The organism is Treponema sp. R80B11-R83G3, assembly GCF_054786115.1.
The window spans coordinates 26,009-49,531 of record NZ_BDHF01000011.1; the positions used below are offsets into that span (position 1 = coordinate 26,009).

General features: G+C 40.4%; 21 protein-coding genes, 1 tRNA gene and 1 pseudogene. 13 read left to right on the top strand and 10 right to left on the bottom strand.

The window, feature by feature from the left end:
* The first annotated feature begins 25 nt into the window (after positions 1 to 25).
* The 7 genes from ACYVRH_RS02840 (at position 26) to ACYVRH_RS02870 (ending at position 8,313) form a co-directional block, all read left to right on the top strand.
* Positions 26 to 1,123 carry a glycosyltransferase gene (locus tag ACYVRH_RS02840; RefSeq protein ID WP_461255420.1) on the top strand — a complete coding sequence of 366 codons (1,098 nt, stop codon included), beginning with the start codon at positions 26 to 28 and terminating at the stop codon, positions 1,121 to 1,123.
* Between the two features lie 2 nt (positions 1,124 to 1,125).
* Entirely contained in the window at positions 1,126 to 2,412 is a 1,287-nt protein-coding gene (locus tag ACYVRH_RS02845; RefSeq protein WP_461255421.1) for a hypothetical protein, read from the top strand.
* Positions 2,413 to 2,471: 59 nt separating this feature from the next.
* Complete coding sequence (locus tag ACYVRH_RS02850; protein WP_461255422.1) at positions 2,472 to 4,196, top strand: hypothetical protein; 1,725 nt, start codon at positions 2,472 to 2,474, stop codon at positions 4,194 to 4,196.
* A gap of 50 nt (positions 4,197 to 4,246) precedes the next feature.
* Complete coding sequence (locus ACYVRH_RS02855) at positions 4,247 to 5,890, top strand: capsule assembly Wzi family protein (RefSeq protein ID WP_461255423.1); 1,644 nt, start codon at positions 4,247 to 4,249, stop codon at positions 5,888 to 5,890.
* Positions 5,891 to 5,935: 45 nt separating this feature from the next.
* Positions 5,936 to 7,390 (top strand): undecaprenyl-phosphate galactose phosphotransferase WbaP, encoded by a 1,455-nt coding sequence (wbaP, locus tag ACYVRH_RS02860; protein ID WP_461255424.1) that lies wholly within the window; start codon positions 5,936 to 5,938, stop codon positions 7,388 to 7,390.
* Positions 7,391 to 8,179: a DUF6675 family protein gene (locus ACYVRH_RS02865; protein WP_461255425.1), complete on the top strand. Its 789-nt coding sequence runs from the start codon at positions 7,391 to 7,393 to the stop codon at positions 8,177 to 8,179.
* 52 nt (positions 8,180 to 8,231) lie between these two features.
* Positions 8,232 to 8,313 (top strand) — tRNA-Tyr (locus ACYVRH_RS02870).
* A gap of 77 nt (positions 8,314 to 8,390) precedes the next feature.
* On the opposite strand, the gene ACYVRH_RS02875 is transcribed toward ACYVRH_RS02870, so the two are convergent.
* A complete protein-coding gene (locus tag ACYVRH_RS02875) occupies positions 8,391 to 9,059 on the bottom strand; it encodes a hypothetical protein (RefSeq protein ID WP_461255426.1) in 669 nt (222 codons plus the stop codon).
* Between the two features lie 23 nt (positions 9,060 to 9,082).
* Between ACYVRH_RS02875 and ACYVRH_RS02880 the strand changes: the two genes are divergently transcribed.
* Genes ACYVRH_RS02880 through ACYVRH_RS02890 form a run of 3 tightly spaced genes read left to right on the top strand, consistent with a single transcriptional unit; the run spans position 9,083 to position 11,046 of the window.
* On the top strand, positions 9,083 to 9,304 hold the full coding sequence (locus ACYVRH_RS02880; protein ID WP_461255427.1) for a hypothetical protein: 222 nt from the start codon (positions 9,083 to 9,085) through the stop codon (positions 9,302 to 9,304).
* 43 nt (positions 9,305 to 9,347) lie between these two features.
* Positions 9,348 to 10,424, top strand: a complete 1,077-nt coding sequence (locus tag ACYVRH_RS02885) for a sensor histidine kinase (RefSeq protein ID WP_461255428.1) — start codon at positions 9,348 to 9,350, stop codon at positions 10,422 to 10,424.
* Between the two features lie 10 nt (positions 10,425 to 10,434).
* Positions 10,435 to 11,046 carry a response regulator gene (locus ACYVRH_RS02890; RefSeq protein WP_461255429.1) on the top strand — a complete coding sequence of 204 codons (612 nt, stop codon included), beginning with the start codon at positions 10,435 to 10,437 and terminating at the stop codon, positions 11,044 to 11,046.
* A 289-nt stretch (positions 11,047 to 11,335) separates the two neighbouring features.
* Here ACYVRH_RS02890 and ACYVRH_RS02895 read toward each other — a convergent pair whose 3' ends face one another.
* Positions 11,336 to 11,569, bottom strand: coding sequence for a DUF5678 domain-containing protein (locus ACYVRH_RS02895; RefSeq protein ID WP_461255430.1), 234 nt, complete (start codon positions 11,567 to 11,569; stop codon positions 11,336 to 11,338).
* 253 nt (positions 11,570 to 11,822) lie between these two features.
* Here ACYVRH_RS02895 and ACYVRH_RS02900 point away from each other — a divergent pair, with 253 nt between their 5' ends.
* Positions 11,823 to 12,359: a hypothetical protein gene (locus ACYVRH_RS02900; RefSeq protein ID WP_461255431.1), complete on the top strand. Its 537-nt coding sequence runs from the start codon at positions 11,823 to 11,825 to the stop codon at positions 12,357 to 12,359.
* Positions 12,360 to 12,538: 179 nt separating this feature from the next.
* On the opposite strand, the gene ACYVRH_RS02905 is transcribed toward ACYVRH_RS02900, so the two are convergent.
* The 8 genes and pseudogenes from ACYVRH_RS02905 to ACYVRH_RS02940 form a co-directional block, all read right to left on the bottom strand.
* On the bottom strand, positions 12,539 to 12,871 hold the full coding sequence (locus tag ACYVRH_RS02905; RefSeq protein ID WP_461255432.1) for a hypothetical protein: 333 nt from the start codon (positions 12,869 to 12,871) through the stop codon (positions 12,539 to 12,541).
* A 99-nt stretch (positions 12,872 to 12,970) separates the two neighbouring features.
* Positions 12,971 to 15,433: a leucine-rich repeat domain-containing protein gene (locus ACYVRH_RS02910; RefSeq protein ID WP_461255433.1), complete on the bottom strand. Its 2,463-nt coding sequence runs from the start codon at positions 15,431 to 15,433 to the stop codon at positions 12,971 to 12,973.
* A gap of 41 nt (positions 15,434 to 15,474) precedes the next feature.
* Positions 15,475 to 17,478: a hypothetical protein gene (locus ACYVRH_RS02915; protein WP_461255434.1), complete on the bottom strand. Its 2,004-nt coding sequence runs from the start codon at positions 17,476 to 17,478 to the stop codon at positions 15,475 to 15,477.
* Between the two features lie 33 nt (positions 17,479 to 17,511).
* Positions 17,512 to 19,542: a hypothetical protein gene (locus tag ACYVRH_RS02920; RefSeq protein WP_461255435.1), complete on the bottom strand. Its 2,031-nt coding sequence runs from the start codon at positions 19,540 to 19,542 to the stop codon at positions 17,512 to 17,514.
* Between the two features lie 14 nt (positions 19,543 to 19,556).
* Positions 19,557 to 20,108, bottom strand: a complete 552-nt coding sequence (locus tag ACYVRH_RS02925) for a hypothetical protein (protein ID WP_461255436.1) — start codon at positions 20,106 to 20,108, stop codon at positions 19,557 to 19,559.
* On the bottom strand, positions 20,105 to 20,608 hold the full coding sequence (locus tag ACYVRH_RS02930) for a FliG C-terminal domain-containing protein (RefSeq protein ID WP_461255437.1): 504 nt from the start codon (positions 20,606 to 20,608) through the stop codon (positions 20,105 to 20,107). The genes ACYVRH_RS02925 and ACYVRH_RS02930 overlap by 4 nt, the downstream gene beginning before the upstream one ends.
* Before the next feature lie 17 nt (positions 20,609 to 20,625).
* Positions 20,626 to 21,000 (bottom strand): hypothetical protein, encoded by a 375-nt coding sequence (locus tag ACYVRH_RS02935; RefSeq protein ID WP_461255438.1) that lies wholly within the window; start codon positions 20,998 to 21,000, stop codon positions 20,626 to 20,628.
* A pseudogene (locus ACYVRH_RS02940) lies at positions 20,997 to 21,278 on the bottom strand (FliG C-terminal domain-containing protein); the annotation flags it as partial. The pseudogene ACYVRH_RS02940 and the gene ACYVRH_RS02935, both read right to left, overlap by 4 nt.
* 683 nt (positions 21,279 to 21,961) lie before the next feature.
* Between ACYVRH_RS02940 and ACYVRH_RS02945 the strand changes: the two are divergent.
* A complete protein-coding gene (locus tag ACYVRH_RS02945; RefSeq protein ID WP_461255439.1) occupies positions 21,962 to 22,999 on the top strand; it encodes a FliG C-terminal domain-containing protein in 1,038 nt (345 codons plus the stop codon).
* Between the two features lie 12 nt (positions 23,000 to 23,011).
* Positions 23,012 to 23,452 carry a hypothetical protein gene (locus tag ACYVRH_RS02950; RefSeq protein WP_461255440.1) on the top strand — a complete coding sequence of 147 codons (441 nt, stop codon included), beginning with the start codon at positions 23,012 to 23,014 and terminating at the stop codon, positions 23,450 to 23,452.
* The last annotated feature ends 71 nt before the right edge of the window (positions 23,453 to 23,523 follow it).

A 23,523-nucleotide genomic window follows, 5' to 3' on the forward strand; every position in this document is an offset into this window, starting at 1 on the left:
TATTAATTTGGAGAAACGGTAAAAAATGAAAGTCGCCATCGTCCACTATTGGCTTGTCAATATGCGCGGCGGAGAAAAGGTATTAGAGGCTCTGTTTGAACTTTTTCCCAACGCGGATATATTTACCCATGTATACAACCCCAAAGCGGTTTCCTCTTTGATAAAAGAAAAGCGCGTTATAACATCACATATTAACCGCCTGCCCTTCGCAAAAAAACTTTATCAGCTTTATATGCCCCTAATGCCTAACGCCCTTAATGACTTCGACTTGCAATCATACGATCTTGTCATCTCAAGTGAATCAGGTCCCGCAAAGGGCGTTATTCCAAACCCAAACGCTTACCATATATGTTATTGCCACAGTCCCATGCGCTACCTGTGGGATATGTACCACGAATATTTCAAGGGGACTAACTTTTTATTACGCTTTTTTATGAAGCGTCTCGTGCCAAAACTCAGGCTCTGGGACGCAATTTCCGCCAATCAGGTTGATTTCTTCATTGCCAATTCAAATTATGTCGCAAGGCGCATCAGGCGCAGTTACAACCGTGAGGCGGCGGTAGTTTATCCGCCTGTTGATATAGAAAAATTCCTCTCCGTTGAACGGAAACCTGAGGATTATTATCTTTTTTTTGGACAGCTTACCGGTTATAAACGGTCTGATCTTGCCATTGAAGCCTGCATTGCTTCCGGCCGTCGTCTTGTAGCGGCTGGTGCGGGAAAAATAAACAAAAAATGGCGCAAGTATGAAAAAAAAGGGCTTGTTACCTTCATGGGCAGAGTTTCTGATGATGACGCGCTGAAACTCTATTCATCGGCGCGGGCGTTGCTTTTCCCCGGCATTGAAGATTTTGGCATTATTCCGGTAGAAGCCAATGCCGCAGGCTGCCCTGTAATCGCATACCATGCAGGCGGCGCGATTGACACGGTAAAAGAAGGAGTAACGGGCATTTTCTTTGACGAGCAAACTCCTGATTCGCTGATTAAAGCAATGGATCGTTTTGAAGCTTGTCAGGAACAATTCTGTAACCGCGAAAATTTTAACGCCCATGTGCGTAAATTCTCACGCGAGGCATTTAAGGAAAAAATAATGCGCGTCGTTACGGAAAAAAAGAGAGTTTAAAAATGAAAATACAAAAGCATATTATCAAATTTGTTTTTATAGTATTATTTTTCTCAATGGTTTCAATGTCATGTTCAACAACTTCTAAAACATCTTCAAAGCAAGTTGCCGTTCCGCCTGATTATCTAGGCATAGTGGCGGGAATGGCAGTTGAGGAATATCCGTTTTTAAACGAAATGCATCCGGCATGGGTGCGTAAAGTTTTTAATTGGCATCAAATTGAAAGGGAAAAAGATAATTTTAATTTTACCTTTTATGATGATTTTGTTAATAATGCGAAAGCGCATGAGAAAAAAATACTTGCAGGGCTTGCTTATTCAACGCCTTGGATTAATAACGGCATAAATAAAGACTATATCTCCAGAGAAGATTTTCAATATTTCATAAATTACGTGGAAGTTACAGTAAAGCGCTATAAAGGAAAAATTGACGCGTGGGAAATATGGAACGAACCTAATTGGTTATTTTGGAAAGGAACAGATAAGGAATTTTTTGAATTATCAAGGCTTGCGGCTATTAAAATAAGGGAAGTCGATCCTGACGCATATATTATTGGCGGAAGTTTTCAACGTCTCCCCTCTAATTTTATTATAAACATGAAAAAAGCCGGAGCTATGGAAAATCTTGACGCTCTTTCATTTCACCCTTACGACGTAAATCCAAAAGGCGCAATAAGACTTTTGGATAACTTTTTTAATTTAGCTTCAAAAATTAATTTTAACGGCGACATTTGGATTTCGGAAATAGGTTATCCTACATCGGGTTGGTATCCGTCAACTGTGTCTTTAAAAAATCTGCCGTCTTATGTAATAAAAACTATTGCCCATGCCGCAGTCCGTGGAACGCGCGTCCTTATATGGTATGATTTTAAAGATTCATATAAATTCGGAGAATATCCTAATAAATTCAATTCGGAAATGTATTTTGGCCTTGTTTATTCAGATTTTTCAAGGAAAAGCGGCGCATGGGCTTATGAATTATGCGCGCGTTATCTTCCCGGTACGCGATATAATCCCGAGTTGCCGTTAAAAGAAGGAATAAAATCAAATATTGTCACTTTATGTTTTATCGGAAACGAATCGGATACTAATACTCTGATTATTTGGAATGACGTAAATATTAAACAAAAAATAAAGGTTGCAATTCAGGCGGTAATTAGCATTCATGATATATCATCAGCGGACAATTATTCATTATCAGACGAAGCTATTGTTGAAATTTCAAATAAGCCCGTATTTATCACATGGCAAGGTTCGTCTGTTCCCCATATATCAAAATTTAAGAATTAATAAAATAGTTACTGGACAAAAATAGTTATTATTCATATTATGATATTCGGAGTTTCTTTATGAAAGTTAAATTCTTTATTATCCTGTTTTTATTATTTTCGATAATTCTTGGCGCTCAAACCGTCCATGATCCAAATGGTGAGATTTATAAAGATATAGATATTTGGATTGTTAGGGGATATGTTAAAGAATTTCCCCCTACGATTCGCCCGTATCCCGTAAAACTTATTAATAAAATCCTTGAACAGGTCATCGAAAATGGCGATGAAAAAGCTGTTGGATTGGCTCAAAAATACATTGACGCGTTAGCCCCGGGATCAAGATTTTTACATCCCGGTTTAAAAACGTATGTCCATGGTAATGATGAAGATTACGGTATTGTCGTATCCCCGTTTGTTGAAGGTTTATTCCGTATTCGCGATTTATTTTCCGTAAGTTATAATTTTGCTTTTCATGGGGATACGGATAAATATGACGGTAAGATCAATCGATTTGGCGGAGAACAATTTGACGTTCCGGGAACGTATTCGCCATATCCGGATCTTCAAAATGATAAGGCGGATGTAGGGCCATTTCGCTTTTTACAGAATTGGACAAGCCTTATCGCGTTGGGAAACGACGATATTTATTTTCAAGGAGGCTTAAGCCGCGCTTCTTACGGGCCTTTTTATGATAATGGCGTTGTAGTCGGCCCTCAGGCTCCAAGAGCCGGGCATTTTTCTTTTGTTTATTGGGATCCTAAATTTTCTTTTGAAATGCTTTTTCAAACCATTACTGCCACTGATTATTATTATGAGGAATGGTATCCCTCAAAATATAATATTATTCATACGATTAATTTTCGTCCAATACAAAACATTGAATTTGGATTTATTCAATCTTTAACTTTTGGAGAGCGTATCGAACTATTATACCTTATACCTTTCAGTTATCTGTTTGGCGCTCAATCCATAACCGGCTTTAATGACAATGCGTTTATGGGGCTTAATTTTCGTTGGCGGCCTTTTAACACTTTTCTTGTAAATACTCAGGTTTATATTGATGATTTTTCAGTTAACGGCATTTTAGAGGGAACGCCTAATTTTAAATTGGCTGCGGAAATTGGCGTTTCATGGGCTCCTATAAAAAGCATACTTTCCAAACTTGATCTTGATTACACCGCCGTTATGCCATATACTTACACGCATTGGGTTATACCTTCAAATATGAGGTATAACGGAGGTTACGATCATGATACCCGTCCCGATGGAATCACGGGGACTCCCGTCCCGAATTTTTATGATTATACCCACAGGGGAAGAAACATTGGCCCCGATCTGGAACCAAATTCAGACAGGATCTCTTTACGAAGCAATTGGAAAGTTATCCGTAATCTGGATATAAATTTGTCAGCTTATTTAATACGCCACGCTAACGCTTCGGCTGATAAACCTGTATTTGATCCCGAATATCATGACGGCTCCATTTTTGACTCGGACGGTACCGATCCATGGTATAATGAAATAGAAGAACAGCCCAGTAAAAAATCAATACAAAATTACTACGATAAAGAAACGAATTTCTTAACTCAAAGCTTAATAGAAACAAAATTGGGCGGAACAATAGGCGTAACATGGTCAATTCCCACGTCGTTTGGAATTTTCAAATTAATGGGAGGATACGGAATCCAATACGGTTGGAACAGAAGCATTTATAGTACTCAAGTAAATATTAAAACTGAAATTATAGAAGGCAACAACGGTTTTGACCATTTCTGGAATATCGGCGTAATGTGGAGCTGGTAAGAATTTCTATCCGCGTTTACATAATTTAAACATTATGCTACACTGCCTTTATGAAGGCGGCTCTCTCTTTTTTAATTCTAATATTTTTCTTCTCGTCTTTTAATCTTTTTTCAATTCCTTATGACATGATTCTAGCGGACGATCCGGTATTGGACGACCTTCGCTTCCTTTCCGTAGAATCGGGAAATTCAATCCTTTCATTTACCCCGCCATTCGCTCCTCATGAAATTCAAACTTTTTTAAATTCACTTGACGCATCCCTCCTCTCCCCCGCCGCGCTACAGGCGTATTACCGCTTGGAAAAACGCCTTAATCCAACCGCTCCAATAAACATATCAGGCGATTTTTTCACTTTTTTTCTTAATATTAATTCCACGCTGGAAACAAGAACTAGGTTTAATTCTGAAATATCATGGCATCCTCAAAATACAAAAACTCCCGCCGTACTTTCATTCCCATTAAGATTTTTTTTCTCCGATTCTGTAACGCTCTATCTTGAACCGATGTACGCTATGGACCCGGAAGATTATAAAAAATTAGATTATTTTGGCGTAAATATTCCCATCGATTCTTATTATCCATGTGATTTAAATATCCCGTTACGTGCATTTTTAGCCGTTGGCGGCCCTTTTTGGAATTTCCAAATTGGAAGGGACCGTTTGTCTTATGGCACGGGGCAAAACGGAAATCTCGCCATAATGGATAACCCGGATTATCATGATTTTATGCGGCTGTCTTTATTCTCTAAATTTTTCAAGTATTCATTTCTTGTAAGCCATCTGCCTCTCGCGCTGTCTGATGATATAGTACCTTCTAATGTAAATATTGGGGATAATGACTTAAAAAGAACGACGCAACGTTATTTATACCTTCATCGCATTGATATTTCCTTTTTTAATAAAGTTTCATTCGGGATAATGGAAGGAGCGCTAATAGGCAATTCAAGCCCTGAATTGCGTTTTTTAAATCCAATGAGCGTATATCATTCATTTTTTTCATGGTGGAATTATGACGACTGGCAAGAAAATTATGATCACATGGTAGGATCCCTTTTAAGCTTTGAAGTTAATTGGAATATTCTGGACTCGCTTGCTTTTTACTGTCAGTTTATAATGAACGACTTTGCAACAGAACATGAACTCAGCATAAGCCCTGAGGGGCAACCGCCAAACGCCCTCGGTTACATGGCGGGTTTGCGTTATGCTCATTCTTTTAACTCATGGGGTTCTTTATTTTACGTTGAATTCTTTTACACCGATCCGTATCTTCATATATTAGCGTCTCCTTTTGCGAGTTACATCCACATGAGGTATTTGGCTTGGGCGCCTGACCGTTATTACTATAATTATATCGGATATCCAAGAGACACAATTGCAATTTACGCGGGTGCGGATTTCTTCAAAAATGATATTATCAAACTAAGCGCGTTATTTTCATGGATATTAAGCGGACAACACAATAAGGACGGCGTAAAATGGGATTTTGAATATGGCCCTCCTTATAACAGAGAAAAAACGCCTTGGGGGATTGTTGAAAATAAATATATACTGTCATTTGCCGCCCAATGGAAGATATATTCATATATAACAATAAAAGGTGACATTTCCGGGATTTATTCTTTAAATAACGCTTATATCAATAACGAAAAAGCTTTTGGCGGCCAGTTTGGTCTTTCAGTTAATTTTTATTATTAATTAATATCTTGAAAGACCTTTTAATTTAAGTTATATTAAATATAAATGACTCTCGCCGAATTTGATATATGGTACAGGACAAGATACCGCCGAACCAGCTCCGCGCTTACGGCGGCGGCATTTGTTTTTTCCGACCTTTTGGCGGTTATGTTATCTTTTGCGTGGGGATTCTTTTGGGTAAGAATTTACGGGTTTCTCAATAATTATGCCAGTATTAACGCAAAGTCATTTATTACATATTGGCCGTATCTTCCCGCCTTCATTCTTATTTTCCAGCTTCATAAGCTGTATCCGGGAGTCTCCCTTGCCCCCTCTGAAGAAATGAGAAGGTTTTTTATCGGCTCATTAATCGCTTATGGCGGCATAACCATGTCCCGATTTATCGAAAATGACAGATGGGATGCGGTCAATACCGCATTCTTAATAAGCGGAATATTTTCAACAATTATCCTTCTGACAATCAGAAGCGCGACTCACTGGTTTTTGCATAAAACAAAACTGGGCGGCATCCCTACGGTAATTTACGGCTCTGGAAAAACGGGAAAATTGGTTACCGATTGCCTTTTGGGAAGCATTAGAACAGGTTATGCGCCCGTTCTTATTTTAGACGATAACCCCCTGGGAGATGACGAATATAAAGGCATCCCAATAATTCACGATACTTCCGCAGGTCCTGAAATTGTAAAACGGTACAATATAAAAATGGCAATTGTAGCCATGCCGTCTCTTGACCCGCAAAAATTAAAACGTCTTCAAAATACGTCAGTACGCGCATTCCGTTATAACGTGCTTATTCCAAACTTTTATAATATATCAAGTATTTGGATGTCCGTGCGTGATTTTAGCGGCGTCCTTGGAATTGACGCGAGCAATAAGCTCAATATGCCCTTTAACCTTATAATTAAGAGGTTTATGGATATTTGCGTAGTTATTTTTGGCGGTATTATAGCCTTACCGTTTCTTTTAATTATAGCGTTAATAATTAAATTAGATTCGCCCGGCGACATACTTTATAAACATAAAAGACTTGGCATAAACGGCAAACACTTTTACGCTTATAAATTCCGCACAATGGTGGAAAACGCGGATATAATTTTGCAGAATTTATTGGAAACAGATCCTGAAATAAAAAAAGAATGGGAAGAAAATCAAAAACTGCATAATGATCCAAGGATAACCAAAATCGGCAAATTCTTACGCCGTACAAGCATTGACGAATTCCCCCAGCTTATCAATATTTTAAAAGGTGAAATGTCCCTTGTCGGCCCGCGTCCTATTGTAGACAATGAAATAGAAAAATACGGGGAAGATTTTAACATGGTATTTTCCGTAAGACCGGGATTAACCGGCCTTTGGCAAGTTTCGGGAAGATCGGACTCCAATTACCTCGACAGGGTCGCTTATGACATATATTATCAACAGAGCTGGTCAGTATGGCTGGATTTCTGGATAATATTTAAAACTTTTGGCGTAGTACTTATAGGCAGAGGCGCGTATTAAATGAGAAAAATATTTTATTTGCTTTTATTTTTATTTTTTACAAATAACATTTTTGCCCAATTACGCGCATTTAATGACGTTTTTCCAAATCTCAATCAGGATATAAAAACTTTAGCTTTTAAAGAATCCGGTTATGTGAAATCAAGTCAAAAAACAAGCGGTTTTGTCATTATTGGAAACGGACAAAACTCAAAACTGGATACTCAAATTGTTAATAATGTATTGCGTAAAAACCCGGGCTTTCTTGTAGAATCAATATTGGTTCTCCAGAGAAATTCCGGTTCTGTTAGCCTTCTTGACGTATACAACGCGTTGGGAAATATCGGCGATCTTAGGGGGAGGCTGTACAATTCTCATACTAGAAAACAGCTTGTCCCTCTTTTTGAAGAAGCGAATCGAATCGTCAGCGACAGGCAAACAACCGCAATCCCCGACCCGCCTCCGGCAAAAACGCTGCCAAGAAATGAGACCGTTTATATCAGGCTTAAAGACGTCAATTTTGGAAACACTTACTATCGCGCGGAAATGTCTCTGATTCAAAACGGCTTGCGCTATACCCTGACTAATTTCCGCAATATGAGTTATTTATTTATTCCTGTAATTAAAGAAGAAAAATTCATAGCCCAGCTTTATTTTGAACCGATTCAGGAGGGCATTTTAGTATACAGTATCGCCGGAGCTGATATTTCTGATTTTGTCGCGTCAAAGATAGACATGGATTCCGCTATTTCCAAGCGGCTTAATGTCCTAAATTCATGGGCAATAGACGGGATTAAAAAAAAGCGTTAAAACCCCTTGCCAAAACTCTTTTTCTTTTATATAAATATAGTGTCATAAAAACGGAGAGTTTCCAGAGCGGTCAAATGGGGCAGACTGTAAATCTGTTGGCTCAGCCTTCGAAGGTTCGAATCCTCCACTCTCCAACAAGTTATTCTCTTACGGGTTTATATGCCTTTTTTATTTGTCTATTTTTCTCTTTTCATTGCTCTTTGCTCATTCATCATTTTTCTCTGATAATTTTCTTCACTCCCATAGAAATAAAAAACCCGCCAAAAACAACAATAAAACGATCCACCGTATTTATCGAAATGCGCGAGACTATATCCACCGCAAGCGTCGGGATGCCGCTTCTTGAAAGCCCTAATTTAAGTATGTCCACAGTGCTTAAATACGGCTTGGGGTTGTGCCATATACCGTAATACAAAAAATCAATCAGCCCTCCTAAAACGCTAATGGTAATAAGGCATACAATGTATAAAAGCAGCAATCCGGCTAAAATTGTAACGAAGGCGGCGGATTTTTTTTCTTGCGCCACACCCACCGTATGCGCCGCTCCCATTGGGTGCGTAGCACCCAGAGGATAATCAGGGTTCAGCCACCATACCAATACCACTTCCGCAATACTGCACAGAATAAACGGAGACAAACCGCTCCAAAAAAGACTTGCCAGTATTTGGGTGGCAACGATGGTTAAAAGGCCGGGCAACAGGCCGAATGTGAAGCATATTGCCGCGTTAAACACCGTATCCAGAAACAACGGAATTTTAAAAATTGAGAGGAAGGTAGACAATCCGCAGTTTAACGCCGCCGCAAGAAAAATGAGAACAATGAGCCGTATCCAGTAAAGATGAGTCTTTCCTTTTTTCATTTTTCTTTCTTCTCTTTCCATTAAAAGAAGCCTACACCAATAAAATGAAAATGTATATAATGATAGCATCCGCCATTAAAACGGCAGATGCTATCACGATAAGCGACATTGAAACGTCGCTTATCTCAGCGGTTTACGGTCTGACCACTTATGAGTGGTCAGACTCTACATTCCGCCTGTGGCGGAACGTCGTAAACCGCCATAGGGGTTATTATGAAGCAGATTGTCAGAATATGTTTTTTTCATTGCTCATTGCTCATTATTAATTTCTCATTGTTCATTTCTCCCGCGTACGGGCAGGATATTACCGTGCCGGATATAATGCGGCAGTGGACGGACATTGAACGCCTTTTTCTTGCAGGCGGACAAACGCAGCCCATGCTTAATGCCCTTGACTCCTTCCTAGATACAATGGAGGCGTTTGGTCATTCGGAAACATACCGCATACTCCGGCTGCTTCCAGCGGACAATGCGAGCGCGTATTCATTGGAAAACATTACCGGCATGGTTTGCAGCTTCCGTGAATCCGCCGTCATGGAAGACAGGGAGAAAGCGGCTTTTCTTTTCGGGAAAATTAACGAAACGCTTGCGCAATGGCTGGCGCTGGATACGGAAATTGAGCGTTTTCCCGGCGTTGCGTATTTCCGCCTGTCTTTGGTCTTTGTCCTGTTTATAACGCTCGCGGCGGCGGCGGCTTTAATTATGAGAAAAACGCTCGCGCGCTCGCTTGACAGGGAAGCGGAAAATTCCGCTTTTTCGCAGGCTATTCTCATAGCGCAGGAAGAGGAGCGTGGAAGGATTAGCCGCGAACTGCACGACACCGTGGCGCAGGATCTGCGTTATCTTTCTTTGAGAATGGACAAGATCGGACGGACGCGTGAAGACGATGAAAGGGAAAAACTATGCGCCGAAACAGCCGAAGCGCAGTCAGGGTTGATAAGCCGGTTACATGAAATTTGCAGCACTCTTGTTCCGCCGGACTTCCGCATATTGGGGCTTGCCGATGCAGTGCGGCAGTTATGCTTTAATTTCAAAAAACGCGCAGGAATTGACTGCCGCGCCGAAATAACGGAAGGCGTCAATTTTGATTTTCTGAATCAGGAAAAGCAACTGCAAATATACCGCATAGTGCAAGAATCCCTTATCAACATTGAAAAACACGCACATGCCTCGGAAGCGGTTGTTGTAATACGCTCCAATCCGCAAAAAATGTACATCGGCATTCAAGATGACGGAAAAGGATTTGACGCGCAAGGCGATAATAGCCAGGGACGGCTTGGCATAAGCGGAATGAAAAAACGCGCCGCAATACTCGGCGGCAGTCTTACAATAAACAGCATACCGAATGAAGGGGCTTTAGTATGCCTCGAATTTCCTGTAAAATAAAAGCAATACTATGAATAAAATGAACGTATTATTGATTGACGATCATCCTCTGGTAAATTACGGGCTTGCTTCCTGCCTTGAAGAAACAGGCCGCTTCCGCGTATGCGGGCAAGCGACATCTCTTGCCGTGGCCGCGAAATATCTGAAATCCCCTCTGCCTCATCTTATTATCCTTGACATAATGTTAGGTGAAGAAAACGGGCTGGACTTTATCCTCTTTCTGAAAGATTTCTGCCGCGAGAAAAATATATCACCCCCTCCGGTACTGGTTTGCTCGGTAATTGAAGACGATTTCCGCATACGGACAGCTCTTCACATGGGAGCGGCAGGCTATATTGCCAAGTCCAGCGCAAAAGCGCAACTGCTTGAAGCGATTGACGCGGTTCTGCGCGGGGAAACGTATGTCCTTGACGGAAACAATGAAAAACCACAGGAAGCCTCCGCCGCCCTCGCCCGCTTTACCAGACGTGAACAGGAACTATTGCATTTGATAAAACGAAACAAGACAAACCAGCACATTGCTAAAACCCTCGGTTTAAGCCTGCGCACCGTAGAAAATTACATCAGTAACATTTATTTTAAAACAGGCGCAAGCACGCGTCAGGAATTGATGAAACTGTAATTAACATTGCTTGCTTCTCATTTCTTCACTTGATGCTATTGCTCATGGTTCATTCTGTCTTTTGGAAAAATCTATTTTATCCTTAAAAGTATGTATCGTTTCAGCTTTGAGTTTGTCTCTAATTTCAGGAGTAATGGCCGACATCGTTGCGCCGGTGTCCCAAAGAGCGTTTGCAGATACCGTCAGCATGGAATTAAACGGATAAGAGTAAAGTTGTACGGGGATAATAAGCCTGTTTTACCTGTTTTCAAAATAATATGAAATTGCCGCGTGTTTTGAATCTGCCATGTTAGATACCGAAGGGCGAGAGGGTGGCAACTTCGTCTTCCATGTTTACCGGCACTTGATAGAGCATAAAAGTTCCGGGTTTGTAGGACTTTACAGTTTCCGTATAGGCTTCTTCTAAATTATCATAAGCTGCGATTATTTGATCCCCGACAATGACGATTTCTTTGCCGAGATACTTTTCCCGAATTTCCGTCATATTTTTCTGGTAATAATCAAATTCCCTTTCAAGCGCCACAATAATCTCCTCTTATACGCTATATTATATATACTACCACAATCCATTGTATTTATCAAGGTAAACTCAACAGTGACACCACTTGCGCTGTTTTTACAAAACCTGCAAAAAATTTGTAAAAAAAGCAAAAACCGTGCGTTCACACTCTACTCCGATATTTACCGTTATGAGATAATTTCCCTATAAAAAAACTGTTCGTCGAACGGTTAAAGAAACGTAATAGTCATGCGGACTTAAAACGCAAAGGTAAATTATGGCAGAGACATATAAGTATTGGGGTATTGGTGATTATAGGTTCAACAAATGCCCGGATGACCGGTGCAGTTCTTGTCAGTATTTAAAGAAAATCAGTAATGACAGTGACTATAGCTATCAATGCACCGCGAATACCGGAAGTAAAGCGGCTGAACTGGGCCGGGGTAAACCTACACAGGAAAAATGTGATGCGTATCAACAAATCAATCAAGAGACTGATGAAGACAGGAGAAGAGCGTCCGGGGCAGGCGGCGGCTTTTTAATGAAATTCTTAATTATTTCCATAATTGCGTTTGTCGGCGCTGAAGTAATTTCATTACTTGTGATGCATAACTCCTTTTCAATTATAAAACTTCTCCTTAGGATTCCGTCCGCGTTTGTAGGATATTTAGTTGGCTGGGTTTTCCGCTGGATCATGATAAACATCGGCAAAGCGACAACTTCCGATTGGAGGGATAAATTGTTCTCGACAATTTTACCACTGCTGGTGGCGCTTATTGCCGCTATCGTAGTGCCGATGGTCATCTTGAAGTGATTAGTATATTTTTTTATAATAAGTTGTTCGGATACTGAAGTTTCCGAACAACTCTATTGTGAAAGAAACAAAAACTATTATTGCTTGGACAGGGATGGACTTTAGACCATAAACGCGCGCTACAGACGGAATTAAAGGAGACAAAATGAACAAGAAAAATATTAATCAAACAGAAATATTTAATTAACCTTTTTATTAATTTTTCTGCCGAACTCCCGATCTATCGCCTCATTGAACTCGTCTTTATGGCCGTAGACCCAATCTTCGTCGATTTTTCGTACTGGACTAACTAGTAACTCGTCTTGACCAAGACGCCTCCAGTAGAAGCGGTAGGCTTTGCCCAACAGACTTGCCCTGTCCATTTTTATCTTAGACGCAAGCGCACCGATACAGTCGTTGTGATCCATACTCGGATTATTGGCGTGGAAAGAGTAACCATTATAGATTACCAGACGGCCAGTATCAAACGAAAGCTTTCCATCTTGGATTTCCCATGAAAAACGAATTTTCATAAATAGCATTCCTCGCCTCTTGTAATATATCGGAAATATATCATATTGCTCTTGCTCAATCTCATAATCTTAAGTTTACGTTAAGGTATAATCCTGTTATTAAATGTCGGATGGATCAAATTTAGACAAAAGCTCTTCTTTAACGCTGTCATCAAAATAAAACAGTAAGGTCATTAATAATATCCGCCGATTTTCACCGCTTTGGATCATTTTAATCGCGTCTTTTTTCGCGATAGCGATATTTTTAAGCACGGGATCGGTTTCAAGGGCGATCAGCTCATCAAGGATTGCGTCTATATCTTTTTTATCCCAGCCGTCAATTATCATGGGAAGCCCGTATTCAAAAACGTCTCTTGCCTCTATGCCGTCTTGATCAAGGAAATTGTCAAGGGCAAGCAAGCCTTCCCTGCGCGCTGTTTCACACAAATTCATGGCGCGTTTTATAAACCGTACTTCTTCGCGTTCTTCTTCCGGCTGTATTGCCGACTTAAAATCAATATTGTTAAGAGCGCCGATGTCGCCCATAAAGTATTTCGCGATGGCTGTGTTCAAGGGATTGTTTTTTATGTCAACCAGCGTGGCAAGTTTAAAAACAATGAGCAATTCGTTTGTACCGCTTTGAATGTCCATAATCCCTTCAAACGCGATTTCCATCAGCTTCTTTTTGTAATAGCCATGCTCGCGTTCAATTGATAACGTAAGTAAATGTTTAATCACCTGCGCGTCCGTCCCGTCAACCACAAGCCTGATTCCCTGAATGAAAAAATCATCGTAATAATTACCTATTTCATCTTCAAGCGCCAAAAGGCCTTCGCGTCTTGCTTTTTGATGAAACTGTAATATGATTTGGGCCAGTTTGAAATAACAGTTGCAAAAAGTACGGTAGGAAAAAATGTTTTTTGTTGGCAGTAACGCGATTGACCGCAAGAAGGTAATTTTTGTAGGCGCGAAATCGGGAAATGAATTGATATTTGTTCTGTATGCGAATATAAATTCCAGAGAGGGGCAGTCTGTAATTGTACAGGGGAGTTTTTCTATTGCTGAATCGCAAAGATCAAGTTTGACCAGTTTCTTTAGGGCGCCAATGCTGTCGGGGAGGCATTTTATTTTAGTTCCGATTAGGTAGAGTTCAGACAAATTGGCAAGATCGCCAATGCTGTCCGGCAGTTTTTCCAGAGGAGAGTTGTCAAGATAAAATTTCACCATATTTTTCAGATTGCCAAAGGTATCGGGTAACGCGTTTAAATTTTCGCAATTGGATAACGTAAAATTAGTTAAGGATGACAAATCACCAATGCTGTCGGGAAGTTTTTCTATTCCAAGATAGCTAAGATCAAGTCTGGCGAGGTTCTTTAGAGCGCCAATGCCGTCGGGAAGATATTTTAGGCTTTTATTGTTTGTTAAAGAAAAATTATAGAGATTTATCAAAGCGCCAATACTTTCAGGTAATTTTTCAATAGAAGTTTTGTACAAATATAATTCTTCCAAATTTGTCAGATTACTAAGGTTATCGGGCAATGTCTTTAAATTTTCGCAGTCATACAAGTAGAGCTTTTTTAAGGAAGACAGACTGCCAATAAAATCAGGCAGTTTTTCCGCCGCTAAATAGTAAATGTAGAGTTCTGTAAGATTCTTTAAGCCGCCAATGCTGTCGGGTAATGTTATTGAATTATTATGACCACAATCGATCCTAAGATACGTTAAAGATTGCAGATCGCCAATCCAATCGGGAATACTTGCAATGCCTGATCTTCCATATAATCCCGTGTTAATAGAGAGAGACTGCAAGGAAACAACATTACGTATCCATGTCGGGAATTCGGCTGTTCCTTTATTTGCGTATATGCTTAGGCTGATTGATTTTAATGTCCGGCAGTTCTCCAAAAACAACGGCCATGTTCCTTTGAATTCACCGGAAATATCCAGCTCCTCAATTGCCCCTGTTTCAAAAAGCAAGGCGAAGGCAGGCAAATATTTCACGTCTATATCTAAAGTTTTTATCTTTTGCAATTCATTCCGCCGAGTTTGAAACTCTTCAAACGCGCAGTGTATGTCATCTTTCGAAAATTTATCAAGGTTATGTATAGACAGCCGTCCTGATTCGGAATCGCGCGCTTCTTCAATTTCTTTTATTATTTTTTCAACAGGAGACATATCTTTTTCAGATTTCGTCTTCCTCCAGACAATATACTCTGGGAAAAAAAAGTTCCATCCTTGTGTTTCTCCGATATAAGATATTAATTTTGCCCTATCTTCCCGCAGATAACGGTCATTCTTTTTATAATAGGACTCAACATTTTTAACGCCTTCCTCAATTTGACTGCGGATTCGCCGTGACAAATTGCGGTAAGCCATGTTCTTTATTTTCTCTGTCGCAAACGCCAAGGCGCCCGCCAGATAAACGTCAGGCTTAAAAACATATTGAAGCGCCGGTTCGTGAATTAAAGGAAGTATGTCTTCCAATTCCGCTTTTCTTTCTATCCCGTCTTTAGTTATAAAACATTCCATTTTTATCTTCTTGTCTTCCGCTTTCGCGACTACAAGTTCATCGTCATTCTCCATGTCTTCCTCCAAAAAACGGCGTCACACCCGGCACTGCATCCTTACTTTGATTTATATTTCCATGAGTCCCGTATTAATCCAATCATGTATTCGTACTCGCCCGCTTTTTTACCGTTACTGTTGTAATAAGAAATAAACTCCTCCATTAATTCAGGAGTCATATCTTTTGGGGGGGTATAATTATATTGATATGAATTTGCAAGATTATAAGCTTTTTTATATTGATTTGTAATGTCATTAAAAAGAATTAAATTACCGCCGATAATTATTTTTTCGAAAAGTATGCCAAAACGGACGCCTGTTACCGGATCGCCCCATACGCTTGCCGGAATTGTAACCGACCTGAGCCAATAAACTTGGTCTGACATGAGCGTTCTGATTTCTGGATTGATAAAATTGATAAGATCGCTTTCAGCAAGATTTATGCGGGATAATTCATAAGGAATCGACCAGATGCCTTTGGAAAAGAAAAGGGAGCTTATCAATTGCTTATTAAACTCGGCATCCGCAACCGCCTGTATTTGCAGCACGCCGTTTTGTGCAGCAGTTTGCGCGTCAACGCCGTTTACCGTGGCGATCCGTATGGTCAGCCAGTCGGTAATATCAGCCGCATTGACGCCGGTAAACTTTACAATCTGACGGGAGTCTATTATTTTCCCCTGACGGGAGTCTATTATTTTTTCCGCCGCTATTCTACTGCGATATATTTCATCTATGTAATAATCCCATCTCATGCCGTTATCAAACGTTAAGCGTCGCTTATCATCATCACCCCTCTCCGGTCTATTACCACTTTTCCCCCATTTCCATGCGCTTTCCAAGGTAAAATCACACGAGCCGATCACCTGATTACGGTCGTTAAGCAGTTCCGCCCTAATCGTGAATTTTTTAGATCCGCTGTTAAAAGGGTTTAATTTGGTAATGGTCTTATCAAGAACAACATCACCATCACGAATAGTACCGGTACTATAAGGCCAATCGCTAAGCCCCCAGTCTTTTTTCCGATTGGTGGCGTTAAGACCTTCATATACCGTATTCAACGCGTTCTCTGCCGCAGCCGCCCATATCTGGGAAGGGTGAAGGTACACGGCAAAACCCAGAGTAGCGGTTGCCTTTTCGTAGTCGATGTCACCCTGCTCTATTTTGGTAGAGTAATACAGGGTATTGGGCTGGGAAGAAGTCTTAAATAAGTTGGCAAAATACTGTTCGGTCTCGGTAAGCCGTTCTACCCAAGCCTTGCGCCACGCAATGTCGTTGCGGACGTTGTCGCCTATGTTACCGCTGGAAATGTTGGCTGCCAATATGGAGGATCTGTTTGCCGCTTCTATCAGTGCAGGTTGAAAAGCGGCGGCTTGAAAATAGTAACTAAGGGCGGCGACTTCGGTTCCCTGCTTTTGGGCGGTAATGCCCTGCGCGAGGGCGGTCTGCGCGTTTATCTGGTTTGCCGCCGCCGCGCCTGTAAGTTCCTTCTTTGCCAACTCGGTGGGTTTTACCCCCATCTTTTGCAACAGGTCAAGAGACGCCCTGCGCACGCCGCTGAGGTTGTCCAGTTCCGCAAAAGTTATGGTTGCCGAATATGATGCTACCGTAATTTTGTCGGCGCTTTTGGTTATGCTGATTTGCATGGCGTAGCCTGTGGCGGTTTTGGTGATGTTCCCGCCCATGATGTAATCGGTGGGGGACAATTTCCCTAAGTCCATACTTGCCTGCGCGTTGTCGTCATAATAGCCGGACAAGAGTTCGGCGTATTGGGCGTCAAGACTCTGGCGGTCTAATACGTTTATTGCGGAAAAGCCGGAAAAGTTGCTGACAAACTCGCCCTGCACCAATGAGGGGATATACTCCTGCTCTTTAGCAAGGCCGTTGCCATTGGGGGCGAGTATGGCAATGCTCTTGCCCTTGCCCCCGTCTCCGTCCCAGTATTTCACGGCAGATGAAGAAGCGCTTTTCTGTGAAGAACCGCTCTCCTTTCCTCCGCCGCCGAAAACGGCACACGGAATAAACAGGCATAATAGCAATGAAATTATAAATTTACGGCTTTTCATGTCGTCTCCTTTTTTGTCAAATTCATATCTGTCTTACTTTGATTTATATGTCCATGAGTCCCGTACAAGTCCTTTTTTGTATTCGTACACGCCCGCTTTTTTACCGTTACTGTTGTAATAAGAAATAAACTCCCTAATTGATGATTTAGGAAAACTAAGAACATAATCATAATTATATTCACTAACATCACTAAGAAGAATTAAATTACCGCCGATAATTATTTTTTCGAAAAGAAAACCAAAACGGACGCCTGTTACCGGCTCGCCCCATACGTTTGCTGGAATTGTAATCGACTTGCCCCAACTATCATAGTCCCAACTGCCATTTTCTCTTTTTGTTAAGAACTGTACGAGTTCTGGATTGATAAAATTGCTTGGATCGTATCCAGCAAAATATTTAATTCTGTGGCCAAAGTCGATAGAAACCTCCCAGACACCTTTGGAAAAGTAAAGGTTGTATGTCCTTTGCTTATTAAACTCGGCATCTGTAACCGCTTGTATTTGTAGCGCGCCGTTTTGTGCCGCGGTTTGCGCGTCAACGCCGTTTACCGTGGCGATCCGTATGGTCAGCCGGTCGGTAATATCATCCGCTTTGACACCGGTAAACTCTACAATCTGCCTGTAGAATCTGTCATAATTCCCTCTCGTGCTATCGTAGTTATAAAACGTTAAGCGTCGATTATCATCACCTGTCGGTCTATCACCACTTTTCCCCCATTTCCATGCGCTTTCCAAGGTAAAATCACGCGAGCCTATCACCTGATTACGGTCGTTAAGTAGTTCCGCCCTAATCGTGAATTTTTTAGATCCCATGTTAAAAGTTTTTAATTTGGTAATGGTCGTATCAAGAACATCACCAGCATTACGTGAACGAATATAATTGGGATCTTTCCTATCATCAAAATCATTAGATGAATAATCGGTTCTATAAGGCCAATCGCTAAGCCCCCATTCTTTTTTCCGTTTGGTGGCGTTAAGGCCTTCATATACCGTATTCAACGCGTTCTCTGCCGCAGCCGCCCATACCTGAGAAGGGTGAAGGTACACGTCAAAACTCAGGGAAACGGTTTCCTTTTTGAAGTCGATGTCACCCTGCTCTATTTTGGTAGAGTAATACAGGGTATGGGGCTGGGAACCAGTCTTAAATAAGTTGTTAAAATACTGTTCGGTCTCGGTAAGCCGGTCTACCCAAGCCTTGCGCCACACGATGTCGTTGCGGATGTTGTCGCCTATGTTGCCGCTGGAAATGTTAGCCGCCAATATGGAAGACCTGTTTGCCGCTTCCGCAAGCGTCGGTTGAAAGGTAGCGGCTTGAAAATAGTAACTGAGGGCGGCGACTTCGGTCCCCTGCTTTTGGGCGGTAATGCCCTGCGCGAGGGCGGTCTGCGCGTTTATCTGGTTTGACGCCGCCGCGCCTGTAAGTTCCTTTTTTGCCAACTCGGTGGGTTTTACCCCCATCTTTTGCAACAGCTCAAGAGACACGCGGCGCACTCCGCTGAGGTTGTCCAGTTCCGTAAAGGTCATAGTTCCCGAATACGAAGCCGCCGTCATTTTGTCGGCGCTTTTGGTTATGCTGATTTGCATGGCGTAGCCTGTGGCAGTTTTGGTAATCTTCCCGCCCATGATGTAATCGGTGGGGGACAGCTTACCTAAATCCTTACTTGCCTGCGCGTTGTCGTCATAATAGCCGGACAGCAGTTCGGCGTATTGGGCGTCTAGACTTTGGCGGTCCAATACGCTTATGGCGGAAAAGCCTGAAAAGTTGCTGACAAACTCGCCCTGCACCAATGAAGGGATATAGTCCTGCTCTTTGGCAAGGCCGTTGCCGCTGGGGGCGAGTATGGCAATGCTCTTGCCCTTGCCCCCGTCCCCGTCCCAGTATTTAACGGCAGATGATGATGAAGCGCTTGCAGATGAAGAAGCGCTTTTCTGTGAAGAAGTGCTGTTTGCAGATGAAGAACTGCCTTTCTGTGAAGAACTGCTTTCACTACTTCCGCCGCCGAAAACGGCGCACGGAACAAACAGGCATAGTAGCAATGAAATTATAATGTTACGGCTTTTCATATGCGTCTCCTTTTTTAGTCCTTTAAAATATCAAAATCAAGAGAGTCTTTAGAAGATTTAACAAAAAAAGGTCTGTTTAATTTAAAATCCGAAATTGAATTAAGCATGGCGTCTATTAACATAGGTTCGTCTAACTTAAAATCCGTAAATGAATTAAGCATGAGGTATATTAACTTAGGTTCTTTTCTTTCCAGAATCATGAGAACGGCTTCTTTTTGGATTCTTTTTAATGTCCGCGCGTATTCGTCTTTTTCCTGTTCAACAATGTTTGAGAGCGTTTTGTCAATAAATTCCCTTTCATTATCATCAGAAACAAAATCCCATTCATAATCATCAATCAACTGCAAGCCATATTCAAATACATCTCTTGTTTCGGCTGTTTTTTTGTCAATTTCATCTGTAAAATCCCAATAATATATTTCGTGTTCGACATCATCTTCGAATTCGACTATATCTTTTTCTCTGTACTTCTCATTGATTTTCTCTTTTCTTTTGAGCTTTTCAGAGATTTTAATTGTTCGTTCTACTGTTTCAAAATATTTTTTGGAAAATTCTTCACGGTTCATACTACCAACTCCTCTTCATTTGCTAAAGGAATTATGATTTCACCGGAAGTTTCTAATTTTTCTACAATGTCTGCAATCTTTTCCTGAGCGGCTTTAACATCTGATATTCGAACCGGTCCCATATAATCCATCTCTTCTTTTAACATTTCAGCCGCCCTTCTTGACATGTTTTTGAAAATTTTATCCTGCACTTCTTTACTTGTTATTTTTAAGGCTAATGCAGCGTCCTTGGAATCAACCTCTCTTAGCGTTTTCTGTATTGCTCTGTCATCAAGATATATTAAAATATCAAAAGGTAATTTAAAAAACTTGTCCAACGTATATCCTCTATCCGCCTTTATTACCTTGGCGACAACCTTTAATTCGCCTTCAATGTTAAGATCGTTTATGGCTTTACAATAAAAATCCGCATTGTCACGGTTATGATAACTTATTTTGAATTTTTCAAGCTTGTTGTCGCGCAAATATACAGTCATGACCGCGCTCATTTCATCATTCATCAATATCTCCTTTGTGATTATACATTGGAAGATTTTTCAAAAGGTTCATCTAATTTAAAATCCGAATATGAATTAAGCATGGGGCGTATCAACCGAGGTTTTGTTCCTTCCTGAACCATGAGGACGGCTTCTTTTTGAATTTTTTTCAGCATCCGCGCGTATTCGTCTTTTTCCTGTTCAATAATGTTAGACAGCACTTTGTCAATAAATTCCCTTTCATAATCATCAGCAAGCAACCGCAAGCCATATTCAAATATATCCCTGTTATTGACCATTTCATTGTTTAAATTATATCCAAACCTCCAAAATCCCTCTTCTTTGAACTGCTTGGAAAGTTCAATTGTCCGGTTCACCGTTTCACAATATTTCTTTGAAAATTCTTCCCGTTTCATATTACCAACTCCTCAATCACAATTTCACCGACAGCCGCTAATTCTTTTACAATGTTTAAAATCTTTTCCTGAGCTTCCTCAACATCTTTTAACCGAACCGGTCCCATATATTCCATATCTTCTTGTAACATTGATGCCACCCTTTTTGACATATTCTCGAAAATCTTATCCTGCACTTTTTTATCTACTGCTTTTAGGGCTTTCGCGAGTTCCTGGGAATCAACCTCTCTTAATACTTTCTGTATTGCTGCGTTAGTCATTTTTAAGAAAACATTAAAAGGTAATTTAGTAAAATCACTTAATTTGTATTCGGTATCCGCATTTATTACTTTGGCAAGAACCGTTAATCCGTCTTTAGTGTCAAGATCGTTTATGGTTCTACAATAAAAATCCGCATTTTCAGGGTTATGATGACTTATCGCGAATCTTTCAAGCTTGTTATCGCGCAAATATACAGTCATAACCGTTTTCATTTCTTCACTCATAAATATATCTCCTTATAAAAATATATGATCTATTGTTAATATGTTAAACAACATTATTCCTTTTCACTGTCCTTTTGGGCGAACAGTTCTAAACTGCTTCCAATTACTATCGATGGCCCGGAGAAAATAAGAATATTTGTCCCGCAATTCCTTATTCTCGACCCATGATTGCTTTGTATCCGTAGTTATACCTTCTTTGTATGTTTATTACATACTAATATTAGTTTGCTGTTCTGTCAATTTAAAAATGAAAAATAAGAAGAAGAAAAGTGACGGCACGCATGGTGATTAACATAAAAAACTTTAAAACAGTGCGTTTACGCACTGTTTTTCCAACAAAGGCAGATAAAAACCGTGCGTTAACGCACGGTTTTGCCCCAAACTCGCAAAAGATTTGTAAAAAAAGAAAAACCATGCGTTCACACGGATTTACATTAAAGACTTAAATTTTATATATTTTATAAAGGGGCGGAAATATGGATGATATTTTTACTTTTGACAATATTGCGGACGTTGATGATAAGGTTCTCAAAAATTCATTATGGAAAATTGATAAAAATGAATTGTCAAAGGCTCTTATAGATGAAAACGCGGAAATAAGAAAAAAAGTATACCGTAATATGTCTTTACAGGATTTACATGCGTTAAATAAAGATATGCTTGATACAGGGCGTTTTACCCGTTTTGAAAAAAAAGAAGCGCAGCGAAAAATATTATCTGTTATTGCAAAAACTCCTGAATACAATAGCAAGCGTTTTGAAAACGGATTTGAAACTTTAGAGGATTTTGAGGATTACTTGACATTACGTAAACCAAATGATGGCATGTACGGAATTTTCAATAAAGATGTTACCATGTGCAGATTGTCCGCGACAAAAAACGGAGAAGAGTTGTTAGCTGATATAGAACAAAAAAACAAAGAACAGGGGATGGGAAATATTGAAATACCGAATACAAAAATAAAATTGATAAACTATTCAATATGCCCCACTTGCGGAAAAATATACTCATTTAAGGATCTGTCGGACTATTATATAAAACCAAAACATGACTCAAGATTCAAAAATAATACCGAACAATTCAGGCTTGATACCCGTGTTTATTGTAATGATTGCGGAACATACTTTTTACCGGCATTAATAATTTCAGACGGAACGCCCAAAAATGAAGTTCAATTTCTCTGCCGCATTCAAACAATGCATGCCATAGAATCATATTATTCGGGAAAAAATATGAAAGTCCTGTCAAATAACAAGGTTAATATACTGACAAAAGATTTATCGGATGAAACATCGACAGTCCAAAACACAAGCGCAGTAGTTATGAGAAAATTATTTAATGAAACCCCGTCCAAGATAACCGCAATTCGTAATGATGTTTTTTTAAAAGACATGGAGGAGAAGCCGTCGTTAATAACAAATTTAATTCAATACACGCCGGCAAATATCGTGTTAAATTTAATCGACGGGACAAATTACAGGAAAAAAGACGTTTTATTCGGCGCATGGGGGTAATTTTTAAGTAACATGAAAATAGCTATAGATTTTGACGGCACTTGCGTTACGCATGAATATCCTGAAATCGGGAAAGACATAGGGGCTGTTCGAGTTCTTAAAAAACTGGTCGCGGCGAATCATTTGCTAATTTTAAACACCATGAGAAGCGGAGTTGAATTACAGGAAGCCGTAAACTGGTTTAAGGAAAATGACATTCCCCTTTACGGCGTGAATCAAGACCCCGAACAAAAAAAATGGACGCAATCGCCAAAAGTACACGCGGATTTATATATAGACGACGCTGCTTTGGGCTGCCCGCTAATTCAAGAACGGGGAAACTCATCTTACGCGGATTGGGCAGCAATAGAAAAGATATTATTCCCAGATGCGAAGGACGGCAGGACTTGTACCACTTGCAACAAATTTGACAGTTGTTGGGATGTTATTGGCGATAAAACGGGCATGAATTAACTGTTATGCGACATATACGCATTTTTATTTGTGTTGGTTCATGTGGTTCGCAGTAAAATTAAAACTTACGG